14 protein-coding genes, 4 tRNA genes and 1 pseudogene are annotated in these 17,866 nt (G+C 60.4%); 13 read left to right on the top strand and 6 right to left on the bottom strand.

Going from position 1 to position 17,866, the window contains the following annotated elements; all coding sequences use genetic code 11:
- The first annotated feature begins 91 nt into the window (after positions 1–91).
- From L9B60_RS03380 to L9B60_RS03365, 4 genes are all read left to right on the top strand, one after another.
- Positions 92–574 carry a MarR family winged helix-turn-helix transcriptional regulator gene (locus tag L9B60_RS03380; RefSeq protein WP_249676241.1) on the top strand — a complete coding sequence of 161 codons (483 nt, stop codon included), beginning with the start codon at positions 92–94 and terminating at the stop codon, positions 572–574.
- Positions 564–2,039 carry an efflux transporter outer membrane subunit gene (locus L9B60_RS03375; RefSeq protein ID WP_249676239.1) on the top strand — a complete coding sequence of 492 codons (1,476 nt, stop codon included), beginning with the start codon at positions 564–566 and terminating at the stop codon, positions 2,037–2,039. Before L9B60_RS03380 ends, L9B60_RS03375 begins: the two co-directional genes overlap by 11 nt.
- A 15-nt stretch (positions 2,040–2,054) precedes the next feature.
- A complete protein-coding gene (locus L9B60_RS03370; RefSeq protein ID WP_249676236.1) occupies positions 2,055–3,266 on the top strand; it encodes an HlyD family secretion protein in 1,212 nt (403 codons plus the stop codon).
- A gap of 67 nt (positions 3,267–3,333) precedes the next feature.
- Entirely contained in the window at positions 3,334–4,860 is a 1,527-nt protein-coding gene (locus tag L9B60_RS03365; RefSeq protein ID WP_249676233.1) for a DHA2 family efflux MFS transporter permease subunit, read from the top strand.
- A 63-nt stretch (positions 4,861–4,923) separates the two neighbouring features.
- Here the strand turns inward: L9B60_RS03365 and lpxH are convergent, their stop codons facing one another.
- Positions 4,924–5,667 (bottom strand): UDP-2,3-diacylglucosamine diphosphatase, encoded by a 744-nt coding sequence (gene lpxH / locus L9B60_RS03360; RefSeq protein ID WP_249676229.1) that lies wholly within the window; start codon positions 5,665–5,667, stop codon positions 4,924–4,926.
- Entirely contained in the window at positions 5,664–6,167 is a 504-nt protein-coding gene (locus L9B60_RS03355; RefSeq protein ID WP_249676226.1) for a peptidylprolyl isomerase, read from the bottom strand. The genes lpxH and L9B60_RS03355 overlap by 4 nt, the downstream gene beginning before the upstream one ends.
- Positions 6,168–6,378: 211 nt before the next feature.
- Here L9B60_RS03355 and L9B60_RS03350 point away from each other — a divergent pair, with 211 nt between their 5' ends.
- Both L9B60_RS03350 and cysS read left to right on the top strand, forming a co-directional pair.
- Positions 6,379–8,091: a glutamine--tRNA ligase/YqeY domain fusion protein gene (locus L9B60_RS03350; protein ID WP_249676224.1), complete on the top strand. Its 1,713-nt coding sequence runs from the start codon at positions 6,379–6,381 to the stop codon at positions 8,089–8,091.
- Positions 8,092–8,100: 9 nt separating this feature from the next.
- The gene (gene cysS / locus L9B60_RS03345; RefSeq protein WP_249676221.1) at positions 8,101–9,483 is read left to right on the top strand and encodes a cysteine--tRNA ligase; all 1,383 of its coding nucleotides are present in this window, start codon (positions 8,101–8,103) and stop codon (positions 9,481–9,483) included.
- Positions 9,484–9,494: 11 nt separating this feature from the next.
- Here the strand turns inward: cysS and L9B60_RS03340 are convergent.
- Together L9B60_RS03340 and folD are read right to left on the bottom strand one after the other, a co-directional pair.
- A pseudogene (locus L9B60_RS03340) lies at positions 9,495–9,940 on the bottom strand (sigma 54-interacting transcriptional regulator); the annotation flags it as partial.
- A gap of 790 nt (positions 9,941–10,730) precedes the next feature.
- Positions 10,731–11,585 carry a bifunctional methylenetetrahydrofolate dehydrogenase/methenyltetrahydrofolate cyclohydrolase FolD gene (gene folD / locus L9B60_RS03335; protein WP_249676218.1) on the bottom strand — a complete coding sequence of 285 codons (855 nt, stop codon included), beginning with the start codon at positions 11,583–11,585 and terminating at the stop codon, positions 10,731–10,733.
- A gap of 278 nt (positions 11,586–11,863) precedes the next feature.
- Between folD and L9B60_RS03330 the strand changes: the two genes are divergently transcribed.
- The 4 genes from L9B60_RS03330 to L9B60_RS03315 all read left to right on the top strand — a co-directional run bounded on the left by L9B60_RS03330 (position 11,864) and on the right by L9B60_RS03315 (position 12,356).
- Positions 11,864–11,940, top strand: a tRNA-Arg gene (locus L9B60_RS03330).
- 43 nt (positions 11,941–11,983) lie between these two features.
- Positions 11,984–12,059, top strand: a tRNA-His gene (locus tag L9B60_RS03325).
- A gap of 56 nt (positions 12,060–12,115) precedes the next feature.
- Positions 12,116–12,200 (top strand) — tRNA-Leu (locus tag L9B60_RS03320).
- An 80-nt stretch (positions 12,201–12,280) separates the two neighbouring features.
- Positions 12,281–12,356 (top strand) — tRNA-His (locus L9B60_RS03315).
- Between the two features lie 191 nt (positions 12,357–12,547).
- On the opposite strand, the gene L9B60_RS03310 is transcribed toward L9B60_RS03315, so the two are convergent.
- Positions 12,548–12,895, bottom strand: coding sequence for a DUF6388 family protein (locus tag L9B60_RS03310; protein ID WP_249676217.1), 348 nt, complete (start codon positions 12,893–12,895; stop codon positions 12,548–12,550).
- Between the two features lie 48 nt (positions 12,896–12,943).
- The gene (lpxO, locus tag L9B60_RS03305) at positions 12,944–13,843 is read right to left on the bottom strand and encodes a lipid A hydroxylase LpxO (RefSeq protein ID WP_249676214.1); all 900 of its coding nucleotides are present in this window, start codon (positions 13,841–13,843) and stop codon (positions 12,944–12,946) included.
- A 568-nt stretch (positions 13,844–14,411) separates the two neighbouring features.
- On the opposite strand from lpxO, the gene tig reads away from it, so the two are divergent.
- The 3 genes from tig (at position 14,412) to clpX (ending at position 17,845) form a co-directional block, all read left to right on the top strand.
- Positions 14,412–15,722: a trigger factor gene (gene tig / locus L9B60_RS03300; protein WP_249676211.1), complete on the top strand. Its 1,311-nt coding sequence runs from the start codon at positions 14,412–14,414 to the stop codon at positions 15,720–15,722.
- A 92-nt stretch (positions 15,723–15,814) separates the two neighbouring features.
- Positions 15,815–16,450 carry an ATP-dependent Clp endopeptidase proteolytic subunit ClpP gene (clpP, locus tag L9B60_RS03295; protein WP_249676207.1) on the top strand — a complete coding sequence of 212 codons (636 nt, stop codon included), beginning with the start codon at positions 15,815–15,817 and terminating at the stop codon, positions 16,448–16,450.
- 111 nt (positions 16,451–16,561) lie between these two features.
- Entirely contained in the window at positions 16,562–17,845 is a 1,284-nt protein-coding gene (gene clpX / locus L9B60_RS03290; RefSeq protein ID WP_249676204.1) for an ATP-dependent Clp protease ATP-binding subunit ClpX, read from the top strand.
- Positions 17,846–17,866: the final 21 nt, after the last annotated feature.

The following is a 17,866-nucleotide window of genomic DNA, read 5'->3' as shown; positions in this document are numbered from 1 at the left end:
GTCCTAATAATGAGCTACCTAACTATTCGTTTGACATTCGCTGCCTAAGCAGTAACATTATGTTACCTCACTGCCTAGGCAGCTATCTCGAATGAAGCACTTCACCCCGGAAAACTTTCAAAGCTGCACCATCGGCATCCTGCTGGGGCGCGCGAGTTCCCTCAAGGACCGCATCCTGGACACCCATCTGGTGCCGTTCGCGGTGACGTCGGCGCAGTTCAAGGTGTTGATCATCATCCAGCAGTTTGGCGTGGATACGCCTGCCGAGCTGTGCCGCCACTTGTCGCTGGACAGCGGTTCGATGACCAGGATGCTTGATCGCCTTGAGCAAAAAGAGCTGATCGTACGCCGGCGCAGCGAAGGGGATCGGCGGCAGGTGCGGCTGGAATTGACCGAAGATGGCCAGCGCTTGGCCGATCAGTTGCCGCATATCGGCGCCGAGGCGATGAATGAGTTGGTCGGTGTGCTGGACAGCACCGAGTTGGCGGATCTGGAACGAATTTTAACCAAAGTGTTGCTGGCCGCCGGGGACTCCCTGACGCGCCTGCGGGTAGGTGAAAAGAATGAGCAGTAAGTCTTGGCGTAATCGCTTCAGCCTGGTGTTTCTGGCCATGTCCATGGCCGGCTGTGCCAGCTACCACGGCCTGCACACCGATGGCGCTGCCCTGGAGGCCAAGAGCCTGGCGGCCGGCGAGTCGCTCAGTGGCGTGAAATTGTCCCCGGCCGCCTGGCCCAAAGCCGATTGGTGGACCAGCCTGGGCGACCCGCAACTCAACGGCCTGATCCAGGAAGCCCTGCGCGACAGCCCGGACATGCAGATCGCCGCCGCGCGGTCGCACCAGGCAACCGCCGCCGCCTATGCCGCCGACGCCGAGCGCATGCCTACCCTGGATGCCCAGGGCAGCGTCAGCCGTTCGCGCCTGGCCCGTGACCAGGACCCGCTGGGCCAAGGCGACGCCTACGCCACCGTGCGCACCCTGGATGTGGCCTTCAATTACAACTTCGACCTGTGGGGCGGCCAGCGTGCCAACTGGGAGGCCGCGTTGGGCCAGGCCCGTGCCGCCGAGATCGACCGCCAGGCCGCTGCGCTCACCCTGGCCGCCGATGTCGCCCGCGCCTACAGCAATCTGGGCCAGGCGCACATCGAACTGGACCTGGCCAAGGACGACCTCAAGCGCACGCACCAGATGCTCGACCTGGGCCAGCGTCGCCTGAAAGCCGGCATCGACAGCGACTACCAATACCAGCAGACCGAAAGCCTGGCCGACAGCTCGGAAGAGCAGGCCATCAATGCCGAGAAACAAGTCAACAGCGCGAAAATCGCCTTGGCCGTGTTGCTGGGCAAGGGCCCGGACCGTGGCCAGGAAATCGCCCGCCCCAACGTGCTGCAACCCAGCGCCGTGGCCCTGCCGTCCAGCCTGCCCGCCGAATTGCTGGGCCGTCGCCCAGACCTGATTGCCGCACGTTGGCGGGTGGAGGCGGCGAGCAAGGACATCGTCGCCAGCAAGACGCGCTTTTATCCCAACCTGAACTTGAGCGCCTCCGCCGGTGCCGAATCCTTGCTGGGTGATGCGATGTTCGGCTCTGCCAGCCGCTTCTTCAGCGTGGCGCCGACCATTTCCTTGCCGATTTTCGACGGTGGCCGCCTGCGCGCCAACCTCGACGCCCGCGACGCCGACTATGACCTGGCCGTGGCGCAGTACAACAAAAGCCTGGTCAAGGCATTGGGCGACGTGGCTGACACCGTCGACCAGTTGCACGCCATTGGCCGGCAAATCGTCGCCAAGAAACGCGCCGCCGATGTCGCCCAGCAATCCTACGACACCGTGGCGCAGCGGTTTGGCTCAGGCATCGGCAACTACGTCGATGTGCTGACGGTTGAACAGCAATTGCTGCAGGCACAGCGCCAGGTCGCCAGCCTGAATGCCGAACAGATCGACTTGTCGATCCAATTGATGCAGGCGCTGGGTGGCGGTTATCAGGGCGAAAGCGTCGCCCTGGCAGCACCGGCCCCCGCACACGCAACACAGACTGAATAATTCAAGGTAACTGCCATGGCCACTGCCACCCAAAACACTGCTCCAGACCAAGCCCAGGGCTCGGGCGACAACGGCAACCCGCGCAAGCGCAAAGTCATGCTGTTCCTGCTGCTGATCCTCGTCATTCTCGGCGGTGTCGGCGTGTGGGGCTGGTACGAAATGTACGGCCGTTGGAACGAAAGCACCGATGACGCCTACGTGAATGGCAACGTGGTGGAAATCACCCCGCTGATCACCGGCACCGTCACCAGCATTGGCGCCGACGACGGCGACCTGGTGCACGAAGGCCAGGTGCTGCTGGAGTTCGACCCGGCTGATGCCCAGGTCAACCTGCAAAGCGCCGAGGCCAACCTGGCCAAGGCCGTGCGCCAGGTGCGCGGGCTGTACAGCAACGCCGACGCCGCCAAGGCCCAGGTGGCCGCGCGCCAATCCGACGTGCAAAAGGCCCAGGACAACTTCAACCGTCGTCGCAACCTGGCGGCCGGTGGGGCAATTTCCCAGGAAGAGCTGTCCCACGCCCGTGACGACCTGAGCTCGGCGCAAAGCGCCCTGAACAACGCCCAGCAGCAGCTCAAGAGCAGCAGTGCGTTGGTCGATGACACCCAGGTTTCCTCGCACCCCGACGTAATGGCCGCCGCTGCCAACCTGCGCCAGGCTTACCTGGCCAATGCCCGCACCACGCTGATCGCGCCGGTGACCGGCTACGTGGCCAAGCGCACCGTGCAATTGGGCCAGCGTATCCAGCCGGGCACCGCGACCATGGCGGTGATCCCGCTGGATCAGGTATGGATCGACGCCAACTTCAAGGAGACCCAACTGCGTCACGTGCGCATCGGCCAGCCGGTGGACATCACCGTCGACCTGTACGGTGGCGACGTGAAGTACAGCGGCACCATCGACAGCCTGGGTGCCGGTACCGGCAGCGCCTTCGCCCTGCTGCCGGCACAGAACGCCACTGGCAACTGGATCAAGATCGTGCAGCGGGTGCCAGTGCGCATCCATGTGAATGCCGACGAGTTGGCCAAGCACCCGCTGCGCATCGGCCTGTCGACCGTGGTGGACGTGGACCTGCATGACCAGAGCGGCCCGGTGCTGGCGCAACAGCCGCCGCAAAAAGCCTCGTTCAGCACGCAGATCTACGACCGTCAGTTGGGTGAGGCCGATCAGATGATCGCCCGCCTGATCCACGACAACAGCGCAGGCGTAGGCAAGACTGCCCAGCGCTGATTCGCCAATCCACTGACCCTGGCCACGGCCGGCCGGGGTCGGGGCTACGTTTTACAAGGGATTCGCGATGTCCGAAGCATCCTTCAAGCCGCCCAGCCTGCTGCTGACCACCATCGGCCTGTCGCTGGCAACCTTCATGCAAGTGCTCGACACCACTATTGCCAACGTGGCGCTGCCGACGATTTCCGGCAACCTGGGGGTCAGTTCCGAGCAAGGCACCTGGGTGATCACCTCGTTCGCCGTCAGCAACGCCATTGCCTTGCCGCTGACCGGCTGGCTGAGCCGGCGTTTCGGTGAGGTGAAGCTGTTTTTGTGGGCCACCATCCTGTTCGTGCTGGCGTCCTTCCTGTGCGGCATATCGACCTCGATGCCAGAGCTGGTGGGCTTTCGCGTGTTGCAAGGCATGGTGGCCGGCCCGCTGTACCCCATGACCCAAACCTTGTTGATTGCGGTGTACCCCCCGGCGAAACGGGGGATGGCATTGGCGTTGCTGGCGATGGTCACGGTGGTGGCGCCCATTGCCGGGCCCATTCTGGGTGGCTGGATCACCGACAGTTACAGTTGGCCGTGGATCTTTTTCATCAACGTGCCGATTGGTATCTTCGCCTGCCTGGTGGTGCGCTCGCAGATGGCTGAGCGCCCCGTGGTCACCAGCCGACAGCCCATGGACTACATCGGCCTGATCACGCTAATCATCGGCGTAGGGGCCCTGCAGATCGTGCTCGACAAGGGCAATGACCTGGATTGGTTCGAGTCCAATTTCATCGTCATTGGCTCGGTAATCTCGGCCGTTGCGCTGGCGGCGTTCATCATTTGGGAAATGACCGACGAGCACCCGGTGGTTAACCTGCGGCTGTTTGCCTACCGTAACTTTCGGATCGGCACCATTGTGCTGGTGTTGGGCTATGCCGGCTTTTTCGGCATCAACCTGATCCTGCCTCAGTGGCTGCAGACACAGTTGGGCTACACCGCCACTTGGGCGGGGCTGGCCACGGCACCGCTGGGCATCCTGCCGGTGTTGATGTCGCCGTTCGTGGGCCGGTACGCAAACAAGTTCGACCTGCGCATCCTGGCAGGGCTGGCGTTCCTGGCCATTGGCGCGAGTTGCTTCATGCGTGCCGGGTTTACCACCCAGGTGGACTTTTCCCACATCGCGCTGGTGCAATTGTTCATGGGGGTTGGCGTGGCGCTGTTCTTCATGCCGACATTGAGCATTTTGCTGTCGGACCTGCCGCCCTCGCAAATCGCCGACGGCTCGGGCCTGGCGACCTTCTTGCGCACCTTGGGCGGCAGCTTCGCGGCATCGCTCACCACCTGGATCTGGATCCGCAAGGCCAACGAGCACCATGCCTACCTGACGGAAAGCATCACCACGTACGACCCTGCTTCGCGGCACATGATCGAGCAGTTGGGTGGGGCCGGTGGGGCGACCTACAGCCAGTTGGAGCAGATGGTCAACTCCCAGGCCTACATGCTATCGACCATCGACTACTTCAGCCTGATGGGCTTCATGTTCTTGTCGTTGGTGGTGATCGTGTGGTTTGCCAAGCCACCGTTCGCAGCCAAGGCGGGGCCTGCGGCGTCGGGGCATTGAGTTGAGCGTGTGAGGCTGTATTGGCCGCAGCCATGGGCTGCGGCCAATACAGGCAGGCTGGCATCAAGGTGCTGGCAGCCCCGGCGGCACGAAATCGAATGCGCCCAGGGCAAACCCTTGCTCGTCCACCTGCAACGCCCACCCTTGCTTGTCCCAATCACCCAGCACGATCCTTCGCGCCGCGCTGTCACCCACTTGCAGCTTGTGAATGGCCGGGCGATGGGTGTGGCCGTGCACCAAGGTGGTCACGCCATGCTGCTGCATGATGCGCGGCACCTCCTCGGGGGTCACGTCGACGATGTCGTTGGCTTTCATGCGGGTTTGCGCGCGGCTTTCGCTGCGCAATTTGCGTGCGAGCTTTTGCCGGGTACCCAAGGGCAGGTGGCGCAGTATCCACAGGCTGAGCGGGTTGCGCAGGTACTTGCGCAGCTTCATGTAGGCTTCGTCGCGGGTGCACAGGCTGTCGCCGTGCATCAGTAGCACCGGTTCGCCATTGAGTTCGACCACGCTTGGGTCAGGCAGCAAGGTCGCGCCTGCAGCTTTGCAGAATGCCCGGCCAATCAGGAAGTCCCGATTACCGTGCATCAGAAAAATCTGGGTGCCGGTGTCGCTCAATTCGCGCAACGCCTGGCAGATGGAGTGCTGGTAGGGCGTCATGGCGTCGTCGCCAATCCACGCTTCAAAGAAGTCGCCCAGTATGTAAAGAGCGCTCGCCGAGCGCGCGCGCCCGGCGAGTAACTCCAGAAACGCCCGGGTAATGTCCGGGCGTTCTTCCTGCAGGTGCAGATCGGAGATCAGCAGTATCACTCAATGATCTCGGCTTTCTCGATGATCACGTCGTCGGCTGGCACGTCTTGGTGGCCGGCCTTGGAGGTGGTGGAAACGCCCTTGATCTTGTCGACCACGTCGTTGCCTTCGATCACTTCAGCAAACACCGCGTAGCCCCAGCCCTGGGTGGTCTTGGCGGTGTGGTTGAGGAAGGTGTTGTCGGCAACGTTGATGAAAAACTGCGCCGAAGCTGAATGCGGCTCCATGGTGCGGGCCATGGCCACGGTGTACTTGGTGTTGGAGAGGCCGTTGTCAGCTTCGTTCTGGATGCTTGGGCGCTTGTCTTTCTTTTCTTTCATGCCTGGCTCGAAACCGCCGCCCTGGACCATGAAGTTGCTGATCACACGGTGGAACACGGTGTTCTCGTAGTGGCCGGCGTTGACGTATTCGATGAAGTTAGCCACGGTTTTCGGGGCTTTTTCAGCGTTCAGTTGCAGGACGATGTCGCCGAAGTTGGTAGTCAGTTTTACTTTGGACATTTTAGAGTCGCTCTTTTTTAGAGAATTCGGTGGGTCGATATAACCCTGACGCGCAGTTTACAGGTGACGATACGCATTTCACGGCTGTTTTTTTGTCAGCGGCCAGCAAAACCCGGCAGACTGGCCTGTCAGCGCCTTGAGCGCATGGGCTATGATAAGCGCTTTGATTTAGTCGGCCTACCCTGGCCATTGGTACGTTTTCAAGGATCTTATGAGCAAGCCCACTGCCGACACCGCTCCGAACGCCGCCGCCAACAGCAAAGGCGCTCCCGTTGTTCCGACCAACTTCCTGCGGCCGATCCTGCAGGCCGACCTGGATTCGGGCAAGCACAGCAGCATCGTCACCCGGTTTCCACCAGAGCCCAACGGCTACCTGCACATCGGTCACGCCAAGTCGATCTGCGTGAACTTTGGCCTGGCCAAGGAACTGGGCGGTGTCTGCCATCTGCGCTTCGATGACACCAACCCGGCCAAGGAAGACCAGGAATACATCGATGCGATCGAAAGCGACGTCAAGTGGCTGGGCTTCGAGTGGGCCGGCGAGGTGCGCTACGCCTCGCAATATTTCGACCAGTTGCACGCCTGGGCCGTGGACCTGATCAAGGCCGGCAAGGCCTACGTGTGCGACCTGACCCCGGAACAGGCCCGTGAATACCGCGGCAACCTCACCGAGCCTGGCAAGAACAGCCCGTTTCGCGAGCGCTCGGTAGACGAGAGCCTGGACCTGTTCGCCCGCATGAAGGCCGGCGAGTTCAAGGACGGCGAGCGCGTGCTGCGCGCCAAGATCGACATGGCTTCGCCGAACATGAACCTGCGCGACCCGATCCTGTACCGCATCCGCCACGCCCATCACCACCAGACCGGCGACACCTGGTGCATCTACCCCAACTATGACTTCACCCACGGCCAGTCGGACGCGATCGAAGGCATCACCCACTCCATCTGCACCCTGGAGTTCGAAGGCCATCGCCCGCTGTACGAGTGGTTCCTGGACAACCTGCCGGTGCCGAGCAAGCCGCGCCAGTACGAGTTCAGCCGCCTGAACCTGAGCTACACCGTGACCAGCAAGCGCAAGCTCAAGCAACTGGTGGACGAGAAGCACGTGCACGGCTGGGACGACCCGCGCATGTCCACCCTGCAGGGCTTCCGCCGCCGCGGCTACACCGCCGCGTCCATCCGCAACTTCTGCGAGATGATCGGCACCAACCGTTCCGACGGCGTGGTCGACATGGCCATGCTGGAGTTCAGCATCCGTGATGATCTGGACCGCAACGCCCCGCGCGCCATGTGCGTGCTGCGCCCGTTGAAGGTCACCATCACCAACTACCCGGAAAATCAGGTCGAAAACCTGGAACTGCCACGCCACCCCAAGGAAGACATGGGCGTGCGTGCGCTGCCGTTCGCCCGCGAGATCTACATCGACCGCGACGACTTCATGGAAGAGCCGCCAAAAGGCTACAAGCGCCTGGAGCCGGCCGGTGAAGTGCGCCTGCGCGGCAGCTACGTGATCCGCGCCGACGAGGCCATCAAGGACGCCGATGGCAACATCGTCGAACTGCTGTGCTCGTATGACCCCGACACCCTGGGCAAGAACCCCGAGGGCCGCAAGGTCAAGGGCGTGATCCACTGGGTGCCGGCCGCCGCCAGCGTGGAATGCGAAGTGCGCTTGTATGACCGCCTGTTCCGCTCCGCCAGCCCGGAAAAAGCCGAAGAAGGCGCGACCTTCCTGGACAACATCAACCCCGATTCCCTGCAAGTACTCACAGGTTGTCGCGCCGAGCCGTCGTTGGGCCAGGCGCAACCGGAAGACCGTTTCCAGTTCGAACGTGAAGGCTACTTCTGTGCCGACATCAAGGACTCCAAACCCGGTCACCCGGTATTCAACCGTACCGTGACCCTGCGTGATTCGTGGGGCCAGAGCTAAGGAATCGTCGTGCTGAATATTTACAACACGCTCACCAAGAGCAAAGAGGTCTTCAAACCGCTGGATGGCAACAAGGTCAAGATGTACGTGTGCGGCATGACCGTGTACGACTTCTGCCACCTGGGCCACGGGCGCAGCATGGTCGCCTTCGACCTGGTGACTCGCTGGCTGCGCTATAGCGGCTATGACCTGACCTATGTGCGCAACATCACCGACATCGACGACAAGATCATCAACCGCGCGCGGGAAAACGGCGAAAGCTTCGACGCCTTGACCGCCCGCATGATCGAGGCGATGCACGAGGATGAGGCACGCCTGAACATCCTCAAGCCAGACCAGGAGCCGCGTGCCACTGATCATATCCCGGGCATGCTGGCCATGATCCAGACCTTGATCGACAAGGGCTACGCCTACGCGCCGGGCAATGGCGACGTGTATTACCGTGTCGGCAAGTTCGTCGGCTACGGCAAGCTGTCGCGCAAGAAGATCGAAGACCTGCGCATTGGCGCGCGTATCGAGGTGGACGAATCCAAGCAAGACCCCCTGGACTTCGTGCTGTGGAAAGGCGTGAAGCCGGGCGAGCCGAGCTGGCAGTCGCCGTGGGGCGCCGGCCGGCCAGGCTGGCACATCGAGTGCTCGGTGATGTCCACCTGCTGCCTGGGCGAGACCTTCGACATCCATGGCGGCGGCAACGACCTGGAGTTCCCGCACCACGAGAACGAGATCGCCCAGAGCGAGGCGGCCACCGGCAAGCCTTACGCCAACGCCTGGATGCACTGCGGCATGATCCGCATCAATGGCGAGAAGATGTCCAAGTCCTTGAACAACTTCTTCACCATTCGCGACGTGCTGGCCAAGTATCACCCGGAGGTGGTGCGCTACCTGCTGGTGGCCAGCCACTATCGCAGCTCCATCAACTACTCCGAAGACAGCCTGCGCGAGTCCAAGGGTGCCCTGGAGCGCTTCTACCATGCGCTCAGGGGCCTGCCTGCGGTGGCGCCGGCCGGTGGCGAAGACTATGTGCAGCGGTTTACCGCAGCCATGAACGACGACATCGGCACGCCAGAAGCTTGCGCCGTGCTGTTTGACCTGGTGCGCGAGATCAATCGCCTGCGTGAAAGCGATCCTGCGGCTGCCGCTGGTTTGGCTGCTCGTTTGCGCGAGTTGGCGGGCCTTTTGGGGGTGCTGCAACTGGATGCCGACGACTTCCTGCGTGCCGGTGCCGATGGTCGTATCGACGCGGCGCAGGTCGAGGCTTTGATCGAGGCGCGTCTGGCTGCGCGCACCCACAAGGACTGGGCCGAGTCGGATCGCATTCGCGACCAGTTGACGGCGATGGGCGTGGTGTTGGAAGACAGCAAGGGCACCACCACCTGGCGTTTGGCTGACTGATCAGCCAGCGATTACAGGCCGCCTTCGCGCAAGCGCTTGTACACGGTATTGCGGCTCACCCCGAGCCGCTTTGCCAATTGCGAGATATTGCCGTCGGTGGCTTGCAACAACTCGCCCATGTCCACGGCCAGGCCCTCCAGGAACTCCTGCGGCAAATCGCCGACCTCCAATTGGTCGCCATCACACAGCGCCAGGGCCACCTGGATCACGCTGTGCATCTGCCGCACGTTGCCCGGCCAAGGGTGGCGCAGCAGCAGGTCTTGCACCGCAGGGCTGAGCGGTTGCCCGCGCCCAATGGATGGATGCAGCGCTCTTGCAATACCCGCAGCAGGCGGGCCTGGGTAGGCAGCGGCATGTCGCCGATCTCGTCCAGAAACAGGATGCCCTTGTCGGCTTTGCGGATCAGCCCAGGGCTGCCTTTGTGATGGGTGCCAGTGAATGCGCCCTTTTCGTAGCCAAGGGCCCGGCGGCAGTGTTTGCCACGCAGAAATACGTGGACAGGCTCAAAGCCTACGCGCCACTGGAAGCGGCAGGCATGACCTTCTCTGAATCGGGCCCGGTGTCCTCACAAGGCAGTGAGACGGTCAGCTACAACGAGTTGCTCAAGTCTTGGGCGGATGCGCGAAACACCCGAGCCTTTGTAGGCGCGGATTTATCCGCGAAAAGCCCAACGCGTTGAATCAGGCATACCGCGGTGCGGCTTTCGCGGATGAATCCGCTCCTACAGAAACACCCGAGCCCTTGTAGGAGCGGATTTATCCGCGAAAAGCCCAACGCGTTGAATCAGGCATACCGCGGTGCGGCTTTCGCGGATGAATCCGTTCCTACAGAAACACCCGAGCCCTTGTAGGCGCGGATTTATCCGCGAAAGGCCCAACGCGTTGAATCAGGCATACCGCGGTGCGGCTTTCGCGGATGAATCCGCTCCTACAGAAACACCCGATCCCTTGTATCCGCGAAAAGCCCAGCGCGTTGAATCAGGCATACCGCAGTGCGGCTTTCGCGGATGAATCCGCTCCTACAGAAACACCCGAGTCCTTGTAGGAGCGGATTTATCCGCGAAAAGCCCAACGCGTTGAATCAGGCATACCGCGGTGCGGCTTTCGCGGATGAATCCGCTCCTACAGAAACACCCGAGCCTTTGTAGGAGCGGATTTATCCGCGAAAAGCCCAACGCGTTGAATCAGGCATACCGCGGTGCGGCTTTCGCGGATAAATCCGCTCCTACGGGTACCCGGGCGCCGCGCCTAGGCGTGCAGGCTTTCGGCTGCGTACAAGGTGTTTTCCAGCAGGCACGCACGGGTCATCGGGCCCACGCCGCCTGGCACCGGGGTGATCCAGCCGGCGCGGGGCAGGGCGGTTTCGTAGATCACATCGCCCACCAGCTTGCCGTCGGCCTGGCGGTTGATGCCCACGTCAATGACGATGGCGCCTTCCTTGATCCACTCACCCTTGACCAAACCAGGCTTGCCCGCGGCAACCACTACCAGGTCGGCGCGGCCGACGTGGCCAGCCAGGTCCTTGGTAAAGCGGTGGGTGACGGTCACGGTGCAGCCAGCCAGTAGCAGCTCCATGGCCATCGGCCGACCGACGATATTGGAAGCACCCACGACCACCGCGTTCATGCCGTACAAATCCTGGCCGGTGCTTTCCAGCAGGGTCATGATGCCCTTCGGGGTGCACGGGCGCAGCAGCGGGATGCGCTGGGCCAGGCGGCCGACGTTGTAGGGGTGGAAACCGTCCACGTCCTTGTCCGGGCGGATGCGTTCCAGCAATTTGGAGGCGTCCAGATGCTCGGGCAAAGGCAGTTGCAGCAGGATGCCGTCGATGTTCGCATCGTCGTTCAGGCGATCGATCAGGTCGGTAAGGGCTTGCTGGGTGGTGTCGGCGGGCAGATCGTAGGCCTGGGACAGAAAGCCCACTTCTTCACAGTCTTTGCGCTTGTGCGAGACATAGACCTGGGAGGCAGGATCGCTGCCCACCAGGATCACCGCCAGGCCAGGAGTACGCAGGCCTTGCTGGTGGCGCTCGGCGACACGTTGGGCGATCTGCTGGCGCAGGTTGGCGGCGATCGCCTTGCCGTCGATAAGTTGTGCAGTCATGACGCGTGATTAACCATCGAGAAGGAAGAAAATGTGCGCGCATTCTCGCATGCCCCAGCCCGAGGGCAAAGGCGCTTGGTCCGGCAATTGTGCTAACCCCTTAAATAAAATGAGTTTTTTGGAGAAAGGTGTTGACGACTTTACCGGCCGTCTATAACATTCGTCGCACTTGTCGGGCAGAGCCTAGCACTGGTTAAGAAAGTCAGGCAGAGTTAGAGATTAACTCGGCGTGACCCAAGCTTGAAATTTGTAATCGTCACCGAATGCAGATTATATAAGCGCCCGTAGCTCAGCTGGATAGAGCATCCGCCTTCTAAGCGGATGGTCGCAGGTTCGAGTCCTGCCGGGTGCGCCATTTCAGGCAGCTGCGGCACAAGTAAAGCAACAAGCGCAATATGGTGGGCGTAGCTCAGTTGGTAGAGCACAGGATTGTGACTCCTGTTGTCGTGGGTTCGATCCCCATCGTCCACCCCATATTTCGACCGAGGCGCCTGATGAACAATCTGGCGCCTTTGTTTTAAAAGCTGCACGCGGATGTGGTGGAATTGGTAGACACACTGGATTTAGGTTCCAGCGCCGAAAGGTGTGAGAGTTCGAGTCTCTCCGTCCGCACCAGGTAATACGTTCAAGCCTCGGGCTTGAGCAGGAAAAGAGGCCGCCCAGCGCGGCTTTTTTTATCGCAACATCGCACTATGGTGGGCGTAGCTCAGTTGGTAGAGCACAGGATTGTGACTCCTGTTGTCGTGGGTTCGATCCCCATCGTCCACCCCATATTTGCAGCATCGAAAAAAGCCGCCTCGTGCGGCTTTTTTTGTGCCTGTGGTTCAAGGGTGTGGTGAGCGTATTGTGGGTGGGCCCAGGCGCTGCCCTTGCTACCGCTAAGCGTCTATCATCGCCGCAAATCTGGCCTGCGATAGCCCCGTCGCTTCTCTGTTGCAAAGAGCGAATGGGCGGGCATGGCTTCAGTCCTCAATGCCATAGAGATCGCAATACTCCCCCCAACTCAGCCCTGCCATCTGCGCCACTTCCTTGTGCACCTCAAGCCGCTGGGCCTGGAAATCGGCGGGCGTGGCGCTGGTCAATTGCAGGGTCAACTCCCAGGCGAAAAACCCCCGCGCTTCGGCCTCCTGCTCAAAGGCTTCGTGCAGGCGTTCGTCGCGGTATTGTTTGGCGGTCATGCCGGCGGCCTGGGCAGCCAGGGGGTTCAGATGGTCGAGTGTTTCGCGCAGTTCAGGGCGTTCACTGAGAAAGAGGTCCAGCGCCTGTTGGTGGCGTGGGTCTGGCTCGGAAGTTTCCAGGTGCTTGGGCATTAAAGTGCAGTTCCTCGGGCATTGGCAGTCAATGCCCTCAGGGTAGCGCTAAATCCAGATGAAAATCACCACCACCAAGGCCACCAGTGCCCATTGCTCCAGGTAGTAGCGCGTGCGGTGGGTCTTTTTCAGGGTCTTGCCGCGCAGGCGAATCTTGTACAGCTTGCCGAAGGCCTTGTTCAGCCCGCCGGTGGCGTCTTCCTCGGAATTGGGCGCTGCCGCGGCGGCCATCACCTTGCTGCTGAACCATTGGTTGAAGCGGCTGGCCCAGCGGTACTTGAGTGGGCGTTCGATGTCGCAGAACAGGATGATACGGTTCTGATCGGTGGTGTTTTCGGCATAGTGGATATAGGTCTCGTCGAACATCACCGCTTCGCCGTCGCGCCAATGGTAGGGCTCGCCGTCCACGTTGAGGTAGCAGCCGGGATCGTTGGGGGTGTCCAGGCCCAGGTGGTAGCGGTACGAGCCGGCATAGGGGTCGCGGTGGCGCACCAGCCTGGAGCCTGGCGGCAGCTCGGCGAACATCGCCGCTTTCACCGAACCGATCTGCGCCAGCAACTCAGTGGTGCGTGGGCACAGCTTCGTGGCCGAGGGGTGATGGTCGCCGTACCACTTGAGGTAGAAGCGCTTCCAGCCACTTTTGAAGAACGAATTGAAGCCCACGTCGTTGTAGTCATCCGAGCGCTTGATCGCGCCTTGACGTAGCAGGGCCCGGGCTTCTTCGCGAATCTCCTGCCAATGCGCCTGCAGGGGCGCAAGTTCTGGGAATGCCTCGGTGCGCAGGTAGGGCTGGTTGGGCAGGCGGGAGGACAGGTAGAGGAAAGTGTTGACGGGTGCCAGGAAGGTGGAGTGATCGCTCAGTTGGCGAGTCAACTTGTGGCGTACGCGGCCGCGCCGGTGGATGAACGCGACACAGCAAATGAAGGCGGCGACGATAATGGCTTTCATAGTGATCGGTAAAAATGGCAGTGATAAAAGTATTTCAGATTGATGCGTGAAGGGGCCAGCCCTGGCGATGCCGTAAAACGGCCAAAAAAAATGACCAGCCCCGCGATGGGAAAAAGCGGGGTGATGGTCAATAAGGGTGTCTGGGACGTCACTGTCCCGACACAAGGGATAGTAGCAAACTGGAATGTTCGCTAGCTAGCTAAGCAAGTGAAAGGTTGTATTACTGTTTGCGTAACAATGACTTGCGTCACTCACGCGAAAAAATAGCCTGGCGGCGGGGATTTTCTTTCCTTATATACAGCCTTGGCCTTCAATAGCCGGGTTTCAAGACCTTTGACGCCAACGCCCGGACCTCCGTCGGTCAGTTGGAAGTATTTCCACATGTGCCGAATTCCGTGGCCTGCAGCCCGAAATCAGGGCTTTTCGCCGGGCTTTTGCCGCGCAATTGCCGTCACTTGCACCTGGCTGGCTTGCACAGGGTGACTTCTTGTGTTCGACCCACTAGAATGCTTGCCCTTGATCTGGGGTCGGAAATGGCCGGCTAACGTCTGTGCAACGAGGAAAATCCATGCAAGTTTCTGTTGAAAACACTTCCGCTCTCGAGCGCCGCATGACCATCGGCGTGCCTGCCGAGCGCATCGAAACCGAAGTCAACAAGCGTCTGCAACAGACTGCCCGTCGCGCTAAGGTTCCAGGCTTCCGTCCTGGTAAAGTGCCTATGAGCGTGATCCGTCAGCGTTACGAAGATTCCGCTCGTCAGGAAGCCCTGGGCGACCTGATCCAGGCGACTTTCTACGAAGCCGTTGTCGAGCAGAAGCTGAACCCGGCCGGTGCGCCGGCCGTCGAGCCTAAAACGTTCGAAAAAGGCAAGGACCTGGAATACGTCGCTACTTTCGAAGTGTTCCCGGAGTTTGCCGTCGCAGGTTTCGAAGACATCGCCGTTGAGCGCCTGAGCGCTGAAGTGGCTGATGCTGACCTGGACAACATGCTGGAAATCCTGCGCAAGCAGAACATTCGTTTCGAGGCCGTTGAGCGTGCTGCTGAAAACGAAGACCAACTGAACATCGATTTCGTCGGCAAGATCGACGGCGAAGTGTTTGCCGGTGGTTCGGCCCAGGGCACCCAACTGGTGCTGGGTTCCGGCCGCATGATCCCGGGCTTCGAAGACGGGCTGGTCGGCGCAAAAGCCGGTGAAGAGCGCGTGCTGAGCCTGACTTTCCCGGCTGATTACCAGAACCTGGACCTGGCCGGCAAGGTTGCCGAGTTCACCGTGACCGTCAACAGCGTATCGGCGCCTGCGCTGCCAGAACTGAACGAAACCTTCTTCGCTCAGTTCGGCATCAAGGAAACCGGTCTGGAAGGCTTCCGCACCGAAGTTCGCAAGAACATGGACCGCGAACTGCGCCAGGCGATCAAATCCAAGATCAAGAACCAGGTCATGGACGGTCTGCTGGCCACCAACCCGATTGAAGTGCCTAAAGCCCTTCTGTCCAACGAAGTGGATCGCCTGCGCGTTCAAGCGGTTCAGCAGTTTGGTGGCAACATCAAGCCTGACCAACTGCCGGCCGAGCTGTTCGAAGAGCAAGCCAAGCGCCGCGTCGTGCTGGGCCTGATCGTTGCCGAAGTGGTCAAGTCCAACGACCTGAAGCCAGACGAAGCCCGCGTTCGCGAGCTGATCCAGGAAATGGCCTCGGCCTACCAGGAACCTGAGCAGGTTGTGGCTTGGTACTACAAAAACGACCAGCAGCTGAACGAAGTCCGTTCGGTTGTGCTGGAAGAGCAAGTTGTGGATACTGTTCTGCAGAAGGCTAAGGTGACCGATAAAGCGGTCTCTTACGAAGAAGCAGTCAAGCCGGCTGAAGCAGCACAAGCCGACTGATCGCTCCACTCGTTTGAAAATACACCCATAAGCCAGCCTCGCGCTGGCTTATGCGTATTCAAGACATGACTATTTGGGAGTAACTGCAGAGCATGTTCCGTAATTCGTATATTCAGCAGAACTCTGAAATCCAGGCCGCTGGCGGCTTGGTCCCGATGGTTGTCGAGCAATCTGCTCGTGGCGAGCGCGCCTATGACATCTACTCGCGCCTTCTCAAGGAACGAGTGATCTTTCTGGTAGGTCCGGTAGAGGACTACATGGCCAACCTGATCTGTGCGCAGTTGCTGTTCCTTGAAGCGGAAAACCCGGACAAGGACATCCATCTCTACATCAACTCCCCGGGCGGTTCGGTAACGGCTGGCATGTCGATCTACGACACCATGCAGTTCATCAAGCCGAACGTATCGACCACCTGTATCGGCCAGGCGTGCAGCATGGGTGCTTTCCTGCTGACCGCGGGTGCTGAGGGCAAGCGTTACTGCCTGCCGAACTCACGCGTGATGATTCACCAGCCATTGGGCGGTTTCCAGGGCCAGGCGTCGGACATCGAAATCCATGCCAAGGAAATCCTCTTCATTCGTGAGCGTCTCAACACGCTGATGGCCAAGCATAGCGGGCACACCCTGGAAGAGATCGAGCGCGACACCAACCGCGATAACTTCATGAGCGCAGAAGCCGCGCGTGAATACGGGTTGATCGACGCAGTGATCGAAAAGCGCCCCGCATAATATAAGCAGCTCAAAATAGGCTTGGTCGGCAGTTCCGACCACGGTGGGCTTGAAAAAGCCCTCAATAGCCTTCATCTTGTGTTGCAAGCCTATCGGATTTGGATCGAACGAATGACTGACACCCGCAACGGCGAGGACAACGGCAAATTGCTCTATTGCTCCTTCTGTGGCAAAAGCCAGCATGAAGTGCGCAAATTGATTGCCGGCCCCTCGGTCTTTATCTGCGACGAATGCGTCGACCTGTGCAACGACATCATCCGTGAGGAGGTGCAGGAAGCTCAGGCCGAGAGCAGCGCGCATAAATTGCCTTCGCCTAAAGAAATCAGCGGCATCCTGGACCAGTACGTCATCGGTCAGGAGCGCGCGAAAAAGGTTTTGGCCGTAGCGGTGTACAACCACTACAAGCGCCTGAACCAACGTGACAAGAAGAACGACGACGTCGAACTCGGCAAGAGCAACATCCTGCTGATCGGCCCGACGGGCTCGGGCAAGACGCTGCTCGCGGAAACGCTGGCACGCCTGCTCAATGTTCCCTTCACCATCGCTGACGCCACCACGCTGACAGAAGCGGGTTATGTCGGTGAAGATGTCGAGAACATCATTCAGAAATTGCTGCAAAAGTGCGATTACGACGTGGAAAAGGCCCAGATGGGCATTGTCTACATCGACGAAATCGACAAGATCTCGCGCAAATCCGACAACCCGTCCATCACCCGTGACGTTTCGGGCGAGGGCGTGCAGCAGGCACTGTTGAAGTTGATCGAGGGCACCGTGGCCTCGGTACCGCCGCAAGGTGGTCGCAAGCATCCTCAGCAGGAGTTCCTGCAGGTAGACACCCGTAACATCCTGTTTATCTGTGGTGGTGCGTTCTCGGGGCTTGAAAAGGTCATCCAGAACCGTTCCACGCGCGGCGGCATCGGCTTCAACGCCGAAGTTCGCAGCAAGGAAGAAGGCAAGAAGGTCGGTGAATCCCTGCGTGAAGTCGAACCGGACGACCTGGTCAAGTTTGGCCTGATCCCCGAGTTCGTCGGCCGTCTGCCAGTACTGGCTACGCTGGACGAGCTCGACGAGGCTGCGCTGATGCAGATCCTCACCGAGCCCAAGAACGCCTTGACCAAGCAATACGCCAAGCTGTTCGAAATGGAAGGCGTGGACCTGGAGTTCCGCAGCGATGCACTCAAGTCGGTCGCCAAGCGCGCCCTTGAGCGCAAGACCGGTGCCCGTGGCCTGCGTTCCATCCTCGAAGGTGTACTGCTCGACACCATGTATGAAATTCCGTCGCAAACGGATGTCAGCAAGGTGGTCATCGATGAGAGCGTCATCGAAGGCACGTCCAAGCCGCTGTTGATCTACGAAAACAGCGAGCCGCCTGCCAAGGCTGCGCCAGACGCATAAGTCGCTTTGCGGCTTGATTGA

The organism is Pseudomonas abieticivorans, assembly GCF_023509015.1.
In the GTDB taxonomy this organism is placed as follows: Bacteria; Pseudomonadota; Gammaproteobacteria; order Pseudomonadales; family Pseudomonadaceae; genus Aquipseudomonas; species Aquipseudomonas abieticivorans.
This window is presented reverse-complemented; position numbering and strand designations above follow the sequence as displayed.